15 protein-coding genes and 1 pseudogene are annotated in these 17,302 nt (G+C 41.1%); 6 read left to right on the forward strand and 10 right to left on the reverse strand.

Annotated elements, in window-relative coordinates; translation table 11 throughout:
* Positions 1–196: 196 nt before the first annotated feature.
* From H6G83_RS27535 to H6G83_RS27545, 3 genes are all read right to left on the reverse strand, one after another.
* A complete protein-coding gene (locus H6G83_RS27535; protein WP_190477977.1) occupies positions 197–544 on the reverse strand; it encodes a cupin domain-containing protein in 348 nt (115 codons plus the stop codon).
* On the reverse strand, positions 541–3,432 hold the full coding sequence (locus tag H6G83_RS27540; RefSeq protein ID WP_190477980.1) for a glycerol-3-phosphate acyltransferase: 2,892 nt from the start codon (positions 3,430–3,432) through the stop codon (positions 541–543). Before H6G83_RS27540 ends, H6G83_RS27535 begins: the two co-directional genes overlap by 4 nt.
* Positions 3,433–3,694: 262 nt before the next feature.
* A complete protein-coding gene (locus H6G83_RS27545; RefSeq protein ID WP_190477982.1) occupies positions 3,695–3,835 on the reverse strand; it encodes a hypothetical protein in 141 nt (46 codons plus the stop codon).
* Between the two features lie 429 nt (positions 3,836–4,264).
* On the opposite strand from H6G83_RS27545, the gene H6G83_RS27550 reads away from it, so the two are divergent.
* A complete protein-coding gene (locus H6G83_RS27550) occupies positions 4,265–5,221 on the forward strand; it encodes an SGNH/GDSL hydrolase family protein (RefSeq protein WP_190477984.1) in 957 nt (318 codons plus the stop codon).
* 50 nt (positions 5,222–5,271) lie between these two features.
* On the opposite strand, the gene H6G83_RS27555 is transcribed toward H6G83_RS27550, so the two are convergent.
* From H6G83_RS27555 to H6G83_RS27570, 4 genes are all read right to left on the reverse strand, one after another.
* Positions 5,272–5,886 (reverse strand): hypothetical protein, encoded by a 615-nt coding sequence (locus H6G83_RS27555; RefSeq protein ID WP_190477986.1) that lies wholly within the window; start codon positions 5,884–5,886, stop codon positions 5,272–5,274.
* A gap of 216 nt (positions 5,887–6,102) precedes the next feature.
* The gene (locus tag H6G83_RS27560; RefSeq protein ID WP_190477988.1) at positions 6,103–6,627 is read right to left on the reverse strand and encodes a hypothetical protein; all 525 of its coding nucleotides are present in this window, start codon (positions 6,625–6,627) and stop codon (positions 6,103–6,105) included.
* Between the two features lie 295 nt (positions 6,628–6,922).
* Positions 6,923–7,753, reverse strand: coding sequence for an aminoglycoside N(3)-acetyltransferase (locus tag H6G83_RS27565; protein WP_242044852.1), 831 nt, complete (start codon positions 7,751–7,753; stop codon positions 6,923–6,925).
* A 58-nt stretch (positions 7,754–7,811) separates the two neighbouring features.
* On the reverse strand, positions 7,812–8,690 hold the full coding sequence (locus H6G83_RS27570; RefSeq protein WP_313937188.1) for a phosphate/phosphite/phosphonate ABC transporter substrate-binding protein: 879 nt from the start codon (positions 8,688–8,690) through the stop codon (positions 7,812–7,814).
* An 88-nt stretch (positions 8,691–8,778) separates the two neighbouring features.
* Here H6G83_RS27570 and H6G83_RS27575 point away from each other — a divergent pair, with 88 nt between their 5' ends.
* A complete protein-coding gene (locus tag H6G83_RS27575; protein ID WP_190477990.1) occupies positions 8,779–9,681 on the forward strand; it encodes a Tll0287-like domain-containing protein in 903 nt (300 codons plus the stop codon).
* A 68-nt stretch (positions 9,682–9,749) separates the two neighbouring features.
* Here the strand turns inward: H6G83_RS27575 and H6G83_RS27580 are convergent, their stop codons facing one another.
* Both H6G83_RS27580 and H6G83_RS27585 read right to left on the reverse strand, forming a co-directional pair.
* Complete coding sequence (locus H6G83_RS27580) at positions 9,750–11,132, reverse strand: serine/threonine-protein kinase (protein WP_190477992.1); 1,383 nt, start codon at positions 11,130–11,132, stop codon at positions 9,750–9,752.
* 415 nt (positions 11,133–11,547) lie between these two features.
* Positions 11,548–13,635, reverse strand: a complete 2,088-nt coding sequence (locus H6G83_RS27585; RefSeq protein WP_190477994.1) for a pentapeptide repeat-containing protein — start codon at positions 13,633–13,635, stop codon at positions 11,548–11,550.
* Positions 13,636–13,845: 210 nt separating this feature from the next.
* On the opposite strand from H6G83_RS27585, the gene H6G83_RS35590 reads away from it, so the two are divergent.
* The 4 genes from H6G83_RS35590 (at position 13,846) to H6G83_RS27605 (ending at position 16,817) form a co-directional block, all read left to right on the forward strand.
* Positions 13,846–14,142, forward strand: coding sequence for a type II toxin-antitoxin system HicA family toxin (locus H6G83_RS35590; protein WP_242044853.1), 297 nt, complete (start codon positions 13,846–13,848; stop codon positions 14,140–14,142).
* Positions 14,143–14,279: 137 nt separating this feature from the next.
* Complete coding sequence (locus H6G83_RS27595; protein WP_190477996.1) at positions 14,280–14,444, forward strand: type II toxin-antitoxin system HicB family antitoxin; 165 nt, start codon at positions 14,280–14,282, stop codon at positions 14,442–14,444.
* 154 nt (positions 14,445–14,598) lie between these two features.
* Positions 14,599–16,386, forward strand: a complete 1,788-nt coding sequence (gene aspS, locus H6G83_RS27600; RefSeq protein ID WP_190477998.1) for an aspartate--tRNA ligase — start codon at positions 14,599–14,601, stop codon at positions 16,384–16,386.
* A 293-nt stretch (positions 16,387–16,679) separates the two neighbouring features.
* Entirely contained in the window at positions 16,680–16,817 is a 138-nt protein-coding gene (locus H6G83_RS27605; RefSeq protein WP_190478000.1) for a hypothetical protein, read from the forward strand.
* 141 nt (positions 16,818–16,958) lie between these two features.
* Here H6G83_RS27605 and H6G83_RS35015 read toward each other — a convergent pair.
* Positions 16,959–17,302, reverse strand: a pseudogene (locus tag H6G83_RS35015) (hypothetical protein); the annotation flags it as partial.

Below are 17,302 nucleotides of genomic sequence, written 5' to 3' on the forward strand. Positions count from 1 at the left end.
CCTCCATTTATCAATGAAAGTGAGCAGGTGAACTTATTCATTTATCTTTACTTACATCTTGCACCACTCTCTTATTGCGAACATCAGAGCTTAAAACTCTTGTAATTTCGTAGGGTGGGGAGTGCAGGGAGCCACCCGTTTATTGACAAGGTGCAAGATATGAATTTAACTACTTCACCCATTTTCAAACAATTTTTTACTCGCCTACTCCTACTTGCAAGCCAAAGTAAGTTAGTACGAGTTCGGCTGTGCTATTGTTAATTACTTCGTGAACTTCCCCAGGTTCTACGGCGATGCAGTTCCCTGGAAGCAAGGGGTATTCTTGTCCATTGATGCGTATTACTCCTGCGCCAGACTGGACGAAGAATACTTCGCACATATCTTGGTGGGCGTGGGCTGATGCAGTTTGACTGGGGGCGAAACGGGCTTGAGAAAAGTTGGTGAGGTGTGGTAAGTCACCAAACCTCAACATGACTTGCTTTTTGATTTCTGGGTTGTGCGAAACACATTCTTCGGGTAGGTCGTTGAGAGATACGGTAATCATTCTGGTCTTAAGTCGTTGGATAATTCCACAATACCCCTAGAGCCGTCGATTCTCACCCGTTGACCATCTTGAAGAATCCATGTTGCACCTTTAACATCCATAACGGCGGGAATTCCGTATTCTCGCGCAACGATCGCACCATGAGAAAGTCTTCCCCCGGCTTCTGCAATTAGCCCTCCTGCTCTGACTAGCAGAGGGGCCCAACCAGAATCTGTATAAGGGACTACTAAAATTGTATCTTTGTCGATGTATGGCAAGTTTTGTAAGTTGCGTACTACCTTGATTCTGCCTTCGGCTTGTCCATGACTGGCGGGAATGCCTTGTAATATTTGGTCTGAGTATACTTCTGCTGCCTCTGCGGGATGTGGGGGTATATTGCCGTAAACTACAAAGGGGACTTGCTCGATGAGACTATCTTGGTGAAATTGCGATCGCCTAAATTTGATTAGTTGGGTTAAGTTAGCCTGCAATTGGTTATCTGCATCTGCTACTAAACGCCGCACTTCATCCAACTGCAAAAAGAAGATATCGTCTACTTCCCTCAGTAACCCAGATTTTACCAAAATCTTCTCTAAAGCTACAAATCTCCAACGTAACTCGGCTAACAGGCGGGAATAAACTTCGGTGACTCGTCCTTTAATATCTACCCGTCTCTGCACTGTCCCACGTTTGCGCTTGGGTGGAATAGCTTTCCTTGCTTCTAATTCGGCTTTTTCTGGTTCACTGAGTTGAATTAACTGGACAAATAACTGCTTGATGGGTTGGGGGTCTTCTTTCCAAGTGGGAACGGCAATATTCGTACCCACATCGCTTAAATAACCGTAATCTTCCAGCAATTCGTTAAATTCGTAAACAATTTTCTCTCCCTCTGGGGTTTGCGCCAATTTATCAAAGACTTGTTCAGGTTCACATTCTGGTAATACTTCTTTTGCATCTACAGCTAAAGTTCTCAGGGAACGTAAAGCGGCTACTTCTGGGGTGACGCTGTTATCAATTTGCTCGTCTTTTACCCGAAAAATCCCCTGTCTGATGGCGGCACTCAAGGGGGCTAAAATGCTGTAGTATGTGGCTTGACGGATTAATTCCAGGTTGATATCAATCCCGGCTAACAGTTCTTCTATTCCCTGTTCTTCCAAGGACGCATTAGCTAATTGCGACAACCCTGGAATAAATACGTTTTGGTAATCTTTTTTAAAGTCTTTTTCTAAATTGAGTTCCTGCTTGAGTAACTTCAGCAGTCCAGGCAGATTTTTTAAGGTTGACTGCAAGGGTGGCTGACTGATTTTCGCGCCTCTGGTCAAAAACTCTAGACTTTCTGGTGGTAATCCCATTCTCAGGAAAATATCTCCCAGGAGGGAGGCATTAAAGTAAGCCCTGGAGTAATGCAGAGTTGCTGTTTGGGCAAAGTCTAAACCTGTAGCGCGATCGCCTAATACTAGCGTGAAAATATCACCCCAAACTCCACAAGTTAAAGGACGATTAATCGACCAAGTTAAGGGATGCACTGCACCAGGAATTACTTCCGCCGCAATTTTCCGCGTCCAAATCGGTAGTAAGGTGGTAATTGGTCTAGCTTGCAATAACCACAGGGTTTGTCCGTCATAACTCCACTCGATATCTTGTGGTACTCCCAGGTAACGCTTTTCTAGACGACGGGCTAGATATGCTACTTGTTTAATTAACGCCTGTGGTACTCGTCCCGTCCCCTCTAATTTGACAGAGGAGAGATTATCTGATTCAACTACAAAAGCCCGATATTGTTCTGGTGTCACTTTCCCAGACACAACTTGAGTCGGGCTACCGGGTAAGGCTTCGATAATTACCGCATCGCCTTGCTGGGTGATGGGGTCGCGGCTAAATGCTACCCCAGAATAGGCGCTTTGGATTTGTTGCTGAATTAAAACTGACATGGCTGTGTCTGGTAGACCGCGATCGCGGCGATACTGCACAGCCGATGGATTATTATATGATTCTCTAACTTCTGTAATCGCTTGTTGTAATTGTTGATAATTCGTAACGTTCAGCACCGTTACATATTGCCCAGCCGCCGAAGCTTGTTCTGAGTCTTCCCCAATGGCAGAAGAACGCACTACCAAGGGTGATAATTCGGAAGGTTGGAGAAATTGTAATAATCTTTCTGGGTCATTACCAGGAACCAGCACCCAACCCTTGGGTACTTGATAACCCCAGCGTTTAATTTGCGATAAGGTAGCAGCCTTCTGTCCCACCTGCGCTTGATCCAATTCATCATCTAAAGTGAGAATTGTGTTACTACCGCGTAAATATTCAAATATCGGTTGTGATTGTGAATCTAGTTCTTGAGACGATAAATCCAGGTCATCAGGAATCCTTTGGTAAATCCACCATAGCAACCCAGCCAAGGCTACAGCCGTGATAATTTTGGGAAAATCTTCCGCATGGAGCAGCACTATAAATATAGGGAACACAAATAAAACTCCATACTTGACCAGATTTCTCGACTGTAAAAGCGTGAAGCTGATCATAGCCAACAGCATCACAAATACTGCTACTAGGGGATCATGTGTTATTATCCCCCAGACGACGTTGGTTGTCCCCGCCCCTCTACCCATGAAGTACCTACCTAGTACCAAGGCGATGAGGGACAGCAGTTCCCAAAACGACCCTTCAGGGAAAAAAGCACGCGCAATGTAAACTGCGGCAATTCCTTTTAGGGCTTCTGATAGAACCGCCAAAAGACCAGCTAATCTACCACCGTGGTAAAACGCGGCGGAAACACTGACATTTCTTGTACCAATTTGTGCCAAACGTCTCTTCTTGAGCGCGTAAGTAATCCAAGAAATTAACGGTAACGCGCCCAAGAGGGGACAGACAGTTAATATAACTAAGGCACCCCAAAGTTCTCTCATGCTGCATTTATAATTTGAGATTAATCTTGCACTTAAAATCTCAAATCTTCAATATCTAAATTTTCCTGCAATGTGTAAATCATTATTTAGGGCGCTGTTAGTTGCTGTATGGACAACAATCACCAGGATTGACGGGAGGGTGTAGGGGTGTAAGGGTGTATGAGAGCCGAACTGGTGTGTAATTTATGAAATTTTTCCCCTATACCCATATACCCCTGCACCCTAATTCTAGTTGCCTGTGTCCTGTTAGCCGACCATACACTTAGTTGAGTGCGTAGGCTGCTTGTAACGCCCAAATAATTAAACCAGCGATCGATCCCAACAGTAGCACTGTAGAGATGGTAACAACTTTAGGCGAATCTGCCCCATCAAATTTCATAATTCCGCGATTTAAGTCGGACATAGCTTTGTATTCCTCCTTTTTTACTGGGTCAATTTGCCCGTTTCGATTTTAGTCTGTCTACTCGCTAATATGGCGATGCTACACATAATATTTTGTTTAAGCTTTGCAACATTTTCATCAGCTATTTTGCTTATGTCTGTAGGCTTGTTGTTCAGTTTTATACGATGGGGATTGGGGAGTGGGGGGAGATGGGGGAGTGGGGGGAGATGGGGGAGTGGGGGGAGATGGGGGAGTGGGGGGAGATGGGGGAGATGAGGGAGTAACCCACCCCTAGCCCCTCCCTGGAGGGGAATAGGGAGATGGGGGAGATGAGGGAGTAACCCACCCCTAGCCCCTCCCTGGAGGGGAACGGGGAGATGGGGGAGAATAACTGTGGACTAATGACTATTGACTAATGACTATTGACTATTGACTAAGGACTATTGACTAATGACTAATGACTATAGACTATTGATAATTTTACTGATAACTGTAGGCTTGATTGCGGTGGAAATAGGGTTGCGGGCTTTTTTTGGTTTTGGTCATCCTCTGATTTATCTCGGTGATGAAGAAATTGGTTACTTGCTAGCACCTAACCAGCGTACCCGCCGCTTTGGAAATCGGATTGAAATCAATGAATATTCTATGCGGAGTGGGAGTATCGCTAAGACTCCTGCACCTGCTACTTTGCGAGTGCTATTTTTGGGTGACTCGATTGTTAATGGTGGGTGGTGGACTGATCAAAATAATACAATCTCTAGTTTGATGATGGCTTCGCTTAGTTCATCAACTCATGACAATTATCAACAAGTAGAGGTGCTGAATGCTTCGGCTAATTCTTGGGGGCCGAGAAATGAGTTAGCTTACTTACAACGCTTTGGTAATTTCCATGCCCAAGTGGTTGTGTTAGTGATCAATACTGATGATTTATTTGCTACTGCGCCGACATCTTTACCTGTGGGACGCGATCGCAACTATCCAGACAAAAAACCACCCCTGGCATTAATAGAAGTATGGCAGCGTTACGTTAAAAAACCACAACCTAACCCAGAATTAGCTGCATTACAAAAAGAAGCAGGCGATCGCGTCGGTATTAATCTCAATGCTATCAGTAAAATTGCGGAATTAACTCGGCAAAATCATAGTCAATTTTTGCTGGTGATGACTCCCTTATTACGAGAACTAGGTGAACCAGGCCCCCGTGATTATGAAATCACAGCACGCCAGCGCCTGAAGGACTTTACCCAGTCGCAGCAAATTACCTATATAGATTTCCTCCCGATATTTAACGCCACTGATGACTTTAAAGCTTTATACCAAGACCATATTCACCTAAACTTGCAAGGTAATCAGGTAGTTAGGCGAGAAATTGAGCGATCGCTTTTACCACTTTTAGAAAAGAGCTAAACTCTTAATTACCAATTACCAATTACCAATTACCAATTACCCATTACCCATTACTCCCTTATCCATAATGCCAAACCTCCCCCACGTCCACGAGCAGCAATAAAATCTTGTGTAACGATAAAGAAGGCAAAAAATGCTTGTTTAGCTATGGGTTGGTTGTAGAAATCCTCAGCTTGAACCTTACCGGAACGAATTTTTTGTTGGTAAATAGTCCGCCCAAATAAACTAAAATACATTTGGGTAAAGTCAAAAGCTAAGAGGTTTTTCTTACCTAAATATTTAGCTGGGCCTGTCAGTTGTAATAACAAAAACCCTAATTGTACTTGATTAGCAATTTCGCCTTTGCTGATATCTTCGGCTGAAGAAGGACTAAAGGAGATATAAATTTTCGTCAATTGGGGTACATACCAACCCTTACCTAAAATAATCCCTCCCCGTTTTTGGGCTTTTTTCGTTCCTGTGGCGAAGCACAACCGCCATTTTCCTATTAAAGCATCAAAATCATAATCTAGCCGTTGCTGTTTGGCTGCTTTTTCGGCTTCTAACAAAGCATTGACTATTACCTCTGGCTGAGGACGGTTGTTATTCTCTCCCCGGTAAGCCGCCGCAGCTTGGGATAGGGTATTAACATTGTTTGTATTAGTAGATGTCAAATCGGTATTCATTATTTGATATGAAAATTTAAGCTTTTATTTATTTTTAAATATGAGAATTTGTGTATTCAGATACATATATTTTATCTGATTTGTGGACAGTTAGATAAAAAGCGATCGCTCTATATGTCATTTAGGCGATCGCTTTCAGCTTTAGAGGAAATTATAAAGTTGACATACCAACTATCAAATCATTGAACGCTCATCATATATGTAAAAGTTCATTGGCTAAGTATGGGATAAGTGTAAAGTTTTTGTAATTAGATTTACTGGCCCAGAGCAGTAAACACACAATTCGTTAGCAATTTCTACAGCTTCTTTCGGGCTTTTTTCTAAATACATTGCTGTCAAAGCAAAGTGTTGTCCAGCACCAATAGCACTAAACTCATTAATTTTTTCCACTAAATAGCTACTACTGACGCGAAATATTTCACCTTCCATACCAATGAGATAACTATTCTTACGCCCAAAAGTATCATCTTTCTTTTTAGCCCAAGCGTAAAACTCGACAATAAAATCTAGAACTGCTTCTACTGTAGCAGCCGCAGGCTTATGATTTCTGGCAAATATCTGCATGAAGCTCAACTCCATCACATAGCCCACAGTACCAATAATCATGTCATTAACTTCAAACAATTTACCTTGTTCATCTCCTGTTACACGAGTAGTTTCTGTTAAGTATCCATCCACGCGAATGCTATCAGCAGCGAACTCTAATTTATCTGGAAATCTTTTAGCTGCAACAACGCTCATAATTTTTGAAGTTAATACTTATTATATATATTTTAACTCCATTTAAAAATAATTTAGGAAATGAACTGGCATTTTAGCTTATATCAATTTGAAAAAAGAATGCGACAGATATATAGGTAGGGACGCACATCTGTGCGCCCCTACATATAATCGATGTGTTGTCCTATTTTAGCGAATTGGTATTAGTCAACTTTATTAAAACAAAACACATCAGTAATATATGATATGAATTACTGCAAAGCAATTTTTAGGCGATCGCTAATTTCTCAAGCTGTTGCTTTTGTGTCTAGTTGATTCATTGACTATTATCCTTTAACCAAGAAACAGCAAAATCAACCGCGTTTCTTACCTTAAATAACTTAACTTGGGCAGAACCAACTGTTGAGATTTGTACCTGACCAGTTTGTGCAAAAGCTGCACCCATCTCCACAAAACAGCTTGTGTCAAAATCAATATCTGTAAACCATTGCCAAACTCTTCGCCCAGCTTCTAAAATAGGCGCACCTTTTTTAACTTGCTCTCTTCCACCAAAGCGATACTCAGCAAGATGAAAACTAGTACAATTTTCATAACCAACTCCTAATAACAATACCCAACCATCAAGGTCATAAAGACGTGCTAATGGTGAATCTTCCCCTAAAGAATAATCCAGGGAATGATTTAACACTATCTTTTCCGCATCTTTTCCCCAAGCAGCAAAAGATACTTGTGGGTGAGAACTTCGCAGCACATTTTCCCAAGTACGAAATGTTTCCACAATTTGTCCCATCTCTCGCGTTGGCGTTACCTGCGGGTCAAAAGCTGGCATAGTTTCACGAATAATAGTCCACCATTCTCTAGGAACAGAGGGTTCTTGCCAGTTCGCAGGGTCAGATAAATCACCAGTATGCGTAGGCATAACGATATTTCCCGTGGGTGTAATTACATCCATTAATGCTTGAACCACTGCAACCGAACCGCCACAAACCCAACCCAGAGAACTCAGAGATGAATGGACTATCACCGTCATACCTGAGTTAACCCCAGCATTAACAAAATCTGTGGCTAGACTTTGACGAGTGCGAGGTGATGGTGTGTTGATAATTACTTTTTCTTCACTCATAAAACTGATACATATTGTTACCATTACCAATTACCAATTACCCATTACCAACCCTCAAGATATGATGCACATGATATAATATCTAAATAGTCTTATTAAATAACTGAACCGGCTTAGTTTGCAATTGAGAAGTAATTGGTTGCACTCGCTCAACCACACTAATCATATATTTATAATTTGGGATAGCTGCATTAGGTATATAGCCAACTTCTTGAGCAGAACTAGAAGGAAAGTCACTCATAACTTTCCGAATATACTCTTGGCGTTTACTTTCTATAGTTGGTTGAATCAAGACTACACCAGGTGGTACATAATGGGGATCTGTGTAGAAAATGCGAAATTTAGTTCCCTGGAATTGTGAACTATAAAGATTAAACTCTGCCATCGAAACAGCCCCAGCTATCGCCTTGCCTTCAGCTACCCATTGCATTACAGTTTTTGGTGTAGGCGCAGATAAAATTTCCGCTACTGTCAGACCATAAAGATTATATAAAGGCAAATAATATCCAGTGGCTGAACCTAATTGCCCTAAAGCTACTGTTTTCCCCTGTAAATCTTGCAAGGTACGGATGGGGCTGTCCTCACGGGTAACAAGCACACAGCGCAAATTAGTCACGCCGATTAACGGAAATATGGGAATATACTGATAGCGAGAAATTGCGATCGCAGCTATGCCTGGGGGAGCAAACATCAATGACCAAGCACGAGATTCTAAACGCTCAATAGCTTTATTTTCATTAAAAGTAGGCTCTAGAATAATCTTGGCTTTTGTTCTTTCTGCTAAATAACGCTGAAATCTAGCATACTGATTAATTATTGCTCCTCCGCCATCATAATTGATTACACCAATAGTTAATAACCCCCCAGATTGCGGTTCTGATGTACAGGCATTAACTATTAAAAAAATTGATTGTCCAAAAAAAAACGACGTGAGAATTTCCAGGGCATTATTATTGTTAATTAATAAACTATATTGCTTTTATTAGCTATCTTCGCTACAGTATTTTACTACAATAGTAGATCAGGCTTTATCTAAAAAATTTAGACTAATGTTAAAAAAAATAAAGATTGGTACAAAATTTAACCTACTACTAACCATAGTTTTTATCATTAGCATTGTCTTAAGTGGCACAGTCCTATCTAGCATACTCCAGCAGCGAGCGCAAACAGAAGTAACTTCCAATGCCTTAGCGCTCTTAAATACTATGATTGCAGTACGAAATTACACACAAAATAAAGTCAGAGATTTACTCTTACCTCAGCTAGAAACAGCATCATCTTTCATTCCAGAAACAGTCCCAGCTTACTCAGCAACAGAAGTATTTGAGAACTTACGTAAAAACGAACGGTATCAAAACTTCTTTTATAAAGAAGCTACATTGAACCCTACGAATTTACGAGACAAGGCAGATGCTTATGAAGCAGCCATTGTGGAACGCTTTCGCCAAAATCCATCACTACCAGAAATTACTAACTTCCGTGATTTACCTGAAGGTACAGTATTTTACATTGCCAGACCATTAGCAATTAAAGAGCAAAGCTGTTTGCAATGTCATTCTACACCAGAAAAAGCGCCGAAAAGTCAACTGTTAACTTATGGTTCAGAAAACGGTTTTGGGTGGAAACTAAATGAAATTGTCGCAGCGCAAATCATCTCAGTTCCTTCTGAAGAAATATTTAGTAATGCCCGAAGTACTTGGTTGGGAATTATGGCATCTTTAACTATTCTGTTCGCCATAATTGTCATTGTCATTAACTTCCTAATTAAGAAAACTGTAATTCAACGCATCAGAAAAATTGAAAACATCGCTCAAAGAGTTAGCACTGGAGATATGACTGTAGAATTTGACGATAATAGTAATGATGAAATTGGTGGTTTAGCCGCAGCATTTAATCGCATGAAGTACAGTTTAACTATAGCAATGGATATGTTAAGCAAGCAGAATGAATAATTTTTTCAACTGGCTTGTAGCTAGCTTGGCTTTTAGGGTTGCTGTTAACAGACTTCATTCTCTTACATCTAAGGCAGTAACCGCTTCTGGAATTGCAAAGCTTTTTGAGCATCGGGAATTTCAGCCGCTAAAATTTGAATAAACTCAGCGTGAGAAGTTGTTGCGCTGCTAGATTTTATCGCTTTCTGAACTAAAAACTTAGCAATTGGCCCAATTAAATTTAGTAATTCTTTCTCACATTCCCGCACAAAGTAATCATTTACATCATTAATAGTTGGCTGTGGTTTTTGTGGCAAGTTAGGGGCAGTATTTTCATACCTAACAGTTGGATCTTCCAGAAATGATATTACTTTTTTCTTAAATTCAATTTGTTGATTTGCTGTTAAATTCAAAGATAAATTATCAATTAATTCTTGATAACTGGATGCTGATGTCGCCCGCCGTAACAACGTCCGCCCTATGGGGCCGACAAACGTCATGAGTGTATTTTCTAGATAGTTATATTGTTCTGAAGAAAGAATTAAGGTATTTTTGCCCTGGAAAGTATCTACTTGTTGTTGGGATGTAGTTACTTGGGGTTGTTGCATCCATGTTGATGGTGCTACAGTTACTTGCGTTTCTGCTGGAGGAGAAAATTTTTGTTGTAGCGCCTCTAAAACCTCAGTTGCAGATTGATAGCGCATCCTATAGTTAATCAGTACCATTCTGGATAACACAGATGCTAACTCATTGCTGACTTTTGCCCTATATTGCCAAAGAAATTCTCCAGTGGCGGGATCTTCTCCTAGTTGTTTGGGATGCACCCCTGTGAGTGCTTGAATACAAACCATACCCAGAGAATAAATATCGCTGTTAAGGTGTGGTTTACCCTGGAACTGTTCTAAAGGCATATATCCTGGCGTACCAATAGCAATAGTCATTTCCGTTTGACCACTAATTCCAGTTATCTGCGTTTGGACTTGTTTAACTGCGCCAAAATCAATTAGCACCAACTTACCATCTTCTAGCCTTCTGAGCATATTTTCTGGCTTAATATCTCTGTGAATCACTTTGTGAGAGTGAATAAATTTCAAAATATCTAAGCCTTGCTGCAAAAGTATAATGACTTTTTCTTCTGTCCAAGGTTGATTAGGTGGCATTTCTACTCTCAGCGAATGCCCTTCAATAAATTCTTGTACCAAGAAAAACTCTTGATTTTCCTCAAAATATGCTAAAAGGCGGGGGATTTGGTCATGATACCCTAACTTTTCTAGTGTTTCGGCTTCGCTGGTGAATAGCCTTCTTGCCGTTTCCAAAAACTCCGGGTTATGGGTAACAGGCTGAAAGTGTTTGACAACACATTTCGGCTGACCAGGGCGTTGAGTGTCAAGTGCGATATAGGTTTTACCAAATCCACCTCCACCCAACATTTGATAGATTTGATAACGACCGACTAGTACAGTACCTAACATTGCATGACTTTTTTAAGTCTTACATTCATCTTGACATAATTACTAAATGGCTAAATAAAAGTTCTGTAAAAAATTTAGGTAATTATCTTAACATATATAGGATTCATACTTGATTTTTCAAATATACGTAGACCGATGCACTGCCCACCAAAACCATGATACGGCGCTGCACTGCCCACCCTACAGATACTTTTTCAAGTTGGTAATATTAATTTGAAAAAAGAATGCGATAAATACGTGGTTTGGGGCGCACAGTTGTGCGCCCTTACAGATAATCGATTTGTTGCCAAGATTTTTTGAATCGGTATAAGCTGAAAAACATTTAGTTTGCATATTGAAATGACATCATACTCTTGTGAGGTAGGACGAACAGCCCGCCCTAGTTATGCAAGTTAAATGTGGAACAGCTGATAATTTACCCCAAACCCAAAAACTTAGAAATCAAAGGTAATAGTTTACTCACAGCCTCAACTAATGTTGCTGTGGCGGGTAAACCAGTAATTGTCCCTTTCAAAATTTTAACAGCAGTTTTGGCTGCTTTCTGTGTTGGTTCCGCTTGAGGATTCTTCCCTGCTTCGGCTAAGGTTTGTACTTGTTCTAAAGCTTCGGCTTTATCTTCCTCAGATAAATCTGTTTCGGCTTCTATGGCTGCTTGTAACTGTGTCAATAATTCCTTGATACCGGGTTTTTCTGGTGCTGGTGCTGGCGATAACTCGTTAATGGTATTTGTCACCGTACCACTAATTTCACCTAAATTAATTGGGCTATTATTGATAGTTCCACTGTTTTCAAATTTACGGCTGGAATCACTACTGTTATTCATGGCTTTATTTTCTACTTTATTATCAACTTGAACATTAATTGACTTATTGGCTAACAAGCCAATAATTTCTTTCATATCTGCACTTTGTTGGCGATAGATTGTGATTTCATGATCTTTAGCTTGCAATTGTACTTTATATTTTTCCTCCACAAATTGCAATGCTAACTGATAATTCTGCATAGAATTATTGTGTATCTTTTCCTTGTCAGTACCATCAGGTACTTTAATTTTAATGACAACTACGCCATCACCTTTATTTTCAATACTTTGGATAACTAATTCTGTATCTTCGTTTTGAACTTGCACTTTTTTAAAAGCAGTGAAAAAGGCTTTCCAGTCAATACCATCTCGAAAGATTAAATCAACAGTATTTAAAACTTCTTCAAATAATTTTGTAAATTCACCTTTTTGAAAATCACCACTACTAGGACGGCGTTCACGATCATCTGTTCCCGGTTTGGGTTTTTCTAGAAGATAAATAAAGCGACAATCGACATTATTTAGTTTAGTTGTGCTTTCAATGTTCCACGCTTCTATACAACCACCAGTCATTTGAGCGCGAGTGAAATCAGTACCTACAGCTTGAGATAGAGTTAAATTTGCCCATTCTAAACAAGCTCCTTCTAGGGTTGCGCTAGTAATATCAGCATTTTTAAAATTAGCTTCTTTTAAATCTGCGCCTATAAGGTTTGCACCTTTAAGATTTGCGCCAATATATAATTTATTCCTACCATTTAAGGTAATTAGCAAATTGAGAATATCTTGTTTAGCTAATATTGAATCGCCTACTCTGGCAAAGTCAAGTTTTTTGGCTTCATAAAAACGAGTGCGTGTGAGATTTGCTTTTCGGAAATCTGTGTTTTTGAGCGTTGCACCAGTAAAGTCAGCATCAGTTAAATTAGAACCAAAGAAACTTGTACCGTCTGTTGCTGCGATAGTAACGGCAAATGAGCGAATCCAAGCATCTTTTCCATTTCCTGTTAAACTACGCCAGCCGATATAAGCACTAAATAATGTAAAGACTAAGGCTAAGGCTAAGGCTCCGACTCCGGCTCCAGCTAAGGCTCCTGCTGCTGCTCCTACTGCGGCTAAGGCTCCACCTACAGTTCCCGCTACGGTTGTTGCTCCGTCTCTAGCTAAGGCTCCGGCTACGGCTACAGCTACGGCTACAGCTACGGCTAAAGCTCCGGCTACGGCTAAAGCTAAGACTACGGCTAAGGCTCCGGCTCCAGTTCTGTCCCCATATCCAGCTAAGGCTAAGGCTAAAGCTTTGGCTCCAGTTCCGGCTCCGGCTACGGCTACGGCTACAAATAGGACTACTAAACCTGCTGTTAAACCCTTATTAACAGTAACAATACAAAAGACTGTAAGAATAATTAAGCTGACTATTCCTGCAATAAAGTATTCTCTATTATCAGGGTTAACAATAGATGCTATCAATATACCTATAAAAAGTGAAAAATAACGTGATATTGCTAAGATTATTATTCCTGCTGTCAGCAACTCATTAGTCCAAGGCTGTTGTAGTCCAGCTTTAGCGCCTGCAAAATTAGCCCCTTTGAGAATAGAATTGGTAAAATTAGCCCCTCGAATATCGGCTTTACTAAAATTAGCGCCAGTCAAGTCTTGGCCTTTAAATGAACGACCTCGCAAGTTTTGACCGGAATAGTCTGGCGGCATAATTGCGTTACTAAGGGTTAATACGCAGGTTTTATACAAGTCTACAATGCAATTTTCCTGATTTTGCCAAAATGAAGGTATTTTGAGCGCAAGACTTGATAATTGGTAGTAATGAACTGTGTTCAGTCAGAACTAGTCAAGTGCTGAGAAAGATATTTTACACAAGTAATACTTCTACAATTCAGCCGGATACTTAAAAAGTAAGGATTGATGCCTAAGAAAATTCGAGAGTTAAAAGCTATATTGCAGAAAGCAGGTTTTAATTACCGCCCCGCTAGAGGTAGTCATACATTCTGGACTCATCCACTTATGCTTGATGAACCGATTACTATTGCAGGTAAAGATGGAGACGATGCACCAAAATACTTAGAGAAACAAATTCAGGACTTACGCAAGTGTCACAATTGGTGGTTGGTGCGTGACGCTACAAGTCTCATGACTACGTTCAAATATTATCGCAGCGTCACACACCCTACAGAAAAAATATGCCAGTTGCGTAAGTCCTAATTACCTCACAGACAATTCCAATATTCATATCTTGCACCTACTTATTGAGAAGGTGGTGGGCAATGCCCACCCTACGAAATAATAAGCTTTTGGGACTGTTATTTTGTCAATAAGAGAGTGGTGCAAGTTGAGAGAATATGAACAGAGAATTTGATGTGATTATAGAACGGGACTCGGATGGCTATTTTGTTGCGTCAGTACCTATTCTGGCAGGATGTCACACCCAAGCTAAATCGTTAGATGAACTAATGGAGCGTATAAAAGAAGCTATTGAACTTTGCTTGGAAATAGAACAGGCGTAAAACCCTTGGCTTTATCCGGGGGACATAAGCAAATTTGCCAAATTTATTTGGCTGTGATGCTAACTGTCCTTCAATTAGATACGATTGATGCTAGATAATGGGAAAGCTTTGACATACACTAGCCAATCTAGCCCGGAAGAACAGATAAATAACTATGCGAACTCACTATTGCGGCGAACTCCGACAAGCGAATATTGGAGAAACTGTTACCTTATATGGCTGGGTAGACCGTCGCCGCGATCATGGGGGCGTGATATTCTTGGATTTACGCGATCGCTCTGGCATTGTCCAAATTGTCAGCGATCCGCAACGCACCCCAGAATCCTACGAACTGGCAAACTCTCTGCGTAATGAATACGTTGTGGAGATTACAGGTAGGGTAACACAACGTCCCGAAGAATCACTCAATTCCCGCATTCCTACAGGCGAGGTGGAAATCTACGCTGATCAAATCTCACTGTTAAATGGTGTGCGGAAACAATTACCTTTCCAAGTTTCTACCGCCGACAGCGAGTCGGTGCGGGAAGATTTGCGTTTGAAGTATCGTTACTTGGACTTGCGGCGCGATCGCATGGCACGTAACATTCAACTACGTCATCAAGTCGTGAAAGCGATGCGGCGTTACCTAGAAGACGTAGAAGGTTTCATCGAAATTGAAACCCCAGTCCTCACCCGTTCCACCCCAGAAGGCGCAAGGGATTATGTCCTCCCCAGTCGCGTCAACCCTGGTGAATGGTTCGCTTTACCCCAGTCACCACAGTTATTTAAGCAGATTCTCATGGTAGCAGGGATGGATAGATATTATCAAATCGCCCGATGCTTCCGTGATGAGGACTTACGCGCCGATAGACAGCCAGAATTTACCCAGTTGGACATGGAAATGAGTTTCATGTCTCAGGAAGAAATAATTCAACTCAACGAAAAGTTAGTTAGTTATATCTTCAAAACCGTCAAAGGTATTGAGTTACCCCTTCCTTTCCCTCGCCTTACCTACGCCGAAGCAATGGAACGCTATGGTAGCGATAAGCCAGATACCCGCTACGATTTACAACTAGTTGATGTTTCCGATGTGTTGAAAGACTCTGGTTTTAAAGTCTTTCGGGATGCTGTCGCCAATGGTGGTATCGTCAAAATCCTCCCTATTCCCAACGGTAACGAACAAATTTCTAATGTGCGGATCAAACCAGGCGGGGATTTATTCAAGGAAGCCAGCGAAGCCGGTGCAAAAGGTTTAGCTTATATCCGTGTGCGCGAAGATGGGGAAATTGACACTATCGGCGCGATTAAAGATAACCTCACCGATGAACAGAAACAGGAAATTTTGCAGCGTACAGGTGCAAAGGCTGGACATTTGTTATTGTTTGGTGCAGGCGATGCGGCTACTGTCAATAAGACTTTGGATAGATTGCGGCAGGCGATCGCCAAAGAATTTGGTTTAATTGATCCAGAGAAAATTAACTTGCTGTGGGTTGTAGATTTCCCCATGTTTGAGTGGAATGCAGACGAAAAGCGTTTAGAAGCACTCCACCACCCATTCACCGCACCCCACCCCGATGATTTACAAGACTTAAAAACAGCCCGCGCTCAAGCTTATGATTTAATATTCAATGGGTTTGAAGTCGGTGGTGGTAGTCGGCGGATATATCAACGGGATATTCAAGAACAGGTGTTTGAAACTATCGGTTTGTCGCCAGAGGAAGCACAAAATAAATTCGGCTTCCTGTTAGAAGCTTTTGAATACGGTACACCGCCACATGGTGGTATTGCTTACGGTTTAGATCGGTTGGTGATGCTACTGGCTGGTGAAGAATCAATTCGTGATGTCATCGCTTTTCCCAAGACACAACAAGCACGTTGTCTGTTGACAGATGCACCTTCGGGCGTAGATGTCAAGCAGTTGAAGGAATTACACGTTGCTTCGACTTACAAACCAAAGTCTTGAGGGTTTCCTAGCTAGGAACTCATGTTGTTTGACAAGGGTTACAATAGGGCTTGGTACAATTGTACTAAATTGTGGCGATCGCTTTTCCCACACCAGAGGAAGCAAAATTACGCTGCTCGTACCTTGTACTCTTTCAAGCTGATAAGATACTTCTGCTGTTTGACTTTAATAGTCCGACAGCAGAAATTTTTTTATGTATAAAAATATAGCTTTCTCAAAATTGTAGTCTTTTTTATACAATGAACAATTGGGTTAGGAGAAACGTTTCTCCTAAATCATTTTCAAGGATAACCATGTCGCTATACTGGGGCGGGTGCAACGCCTACTTCACAAAGCACACTCCGGTTAGAAACACAGACAAGCGATCGCCTCTCGTACCTCTGCAAAGCCAACGGTATCAGCCAGGAAGTACAGATCGAAGCAATGTATGAGTATTACGAGTCTGATTTCTCCTCATGGTCTGATATTTTTCTAATCACATAGAAAAATAGCAGCAGAGACACCTGGCGACGAATCAGAAACGGGCGAAGACGATGTGTGAAAAATATCAGTAGATGCAAAGATTGAGGTAACTAGTAAGGATAATTTGGATCATTAGGACTCAATTGTCCGTCAGCAACTAGGCTAGCATAATAGCCAAATCCTGCGTCATAACTGTCAACCTCATTCTCATATTCATCGTAGTCTTCACCTTCTATGAAATCTAATAACTCTTGATGCGCTAATTCAATTTCCTGGGGAGTTAGTATTACTTCTTTTTCGCGCAATATTTCAAAATGATTTTCTTTCTTGTTGCCACTTATCCCTCTTCTGTCACTTTCCGAGTATTCTGAATAAAAGGATGAAAAGAAAAAACTCTGGAAGGTAAGCAGGGCAATGGATGTAGAATTACAAATCCTCAAACATTTGGCAAGAG

This window comes from Anabaena azotica FACHB-119 (assembly GCF_014697625.1).
GTDB classification, from domain to species: Bacteria; Cyanobacteriota; Cyanobacteriia; order Cyanobacteriales; family Nostocaceae; genus Trichormus; species Trichormus azoticus_A.

Excerpts from the sequence above, each read along its gene's own strand:
- H6G83_RS27535 (WP_190477977.1), bottom strand. The coding sequence starts at position 544 with ATGATTACCGTATCTCTCAACGACCTACCCGAAGAATGTGTTTCGCAC.
- H6G83_RS27540 (WP_190477980.1), bottom strand. The coding sequence starts at position 3,432 with ATGAGAGAACTTTGGGGTGCCTTAGTTATATTAACTGTCTGTCCCCTC.
- H6G83_RS27545 (WP_190477982.1), bottom strand. The coding sequence starts at position 3,835 with ATGTCCGACTTAAATCGCGGAATTATGAAATTTGATGGGGCAGATTCG.
- H6G83_RS27550 (WP_190477984.1), top strand. The coding sequence starts at position 4,265 with ATGACTAATGACTATAGACTATTGATAATTTTACTGATAACTGTAGGC.
- H6G83_RS27555 (WP_190477986.1), bottom strand. The coding sequence starts at position 5,886 with ATGAATACCGATTTGACATCTACTAATACAAACAATGTTAATACCCTA.
- H6G83_RS27560 (WP_190477988.1), bottom strand. The coding sequence starts at position 6,627 with ATGAGCGTTGTTGCAGCTAAAAGATTTCCAGATAAATTAGAGTTCGCT.
- H6G83_RS27565 (WP_242044852.1), bottom strand. The coding sequence starts at position 7,753 with ATGGTAACAATATGTATCAGTTTTATGAGTGAAGAAAAAGTAATTATC.
- H6G83_RS27575 (WP_190477990.1), top strand. The coding sequence starts at position 8,779 with ATGTTAAAAAAAATAAAGATTGGTACAAAATTTAACCTACTACTAACC.
- H6G83_RS27580 (WP_190477992.1), bottom strand. The coding sequence starts at position 11,132 with ATGTTAGGTACTGTACTAGTCGGTCGTTATCAAATCTATCAAATGTTG.
- H6G83_RS27585 (WP_190477994.1), bottom strand. The coding sequence starts at position 13,635 with ATGCCGCCAGACTATTCCGGTCAAAACTTGCGAGGTCGTTCATTTAAA.
- H6G83_RS35590 (WP_242044853.1), top strand. The coding sequence starts at position 13,846 with ATGCCTAAGAAAATTCGAGAGTTAAAAGCTATATTGCAGAAAGCAGGT.
- H6G83_RS27595 (WP_190477996.1), top strand. The coding sequence starts at position 14,280 with ATGAACAGAGAATTTGATGTGATTATAGAACGGGACTCGGATGGCTAT.
- aspS (WP_190477998.1), top strand. The coding sequence starts at position 14,599 with ATGCGAACTCACTATTGCGGCGAACTCCGACAAGCGAATATTGGAGAA.
- H6G83_RS27605 (WP_190478000.1), top strand. The coding sequence starts at position 16,680 with ATGTCGCTATACTGGGGCGGGTGCAACGCCTACTTCACAAAGCACACT.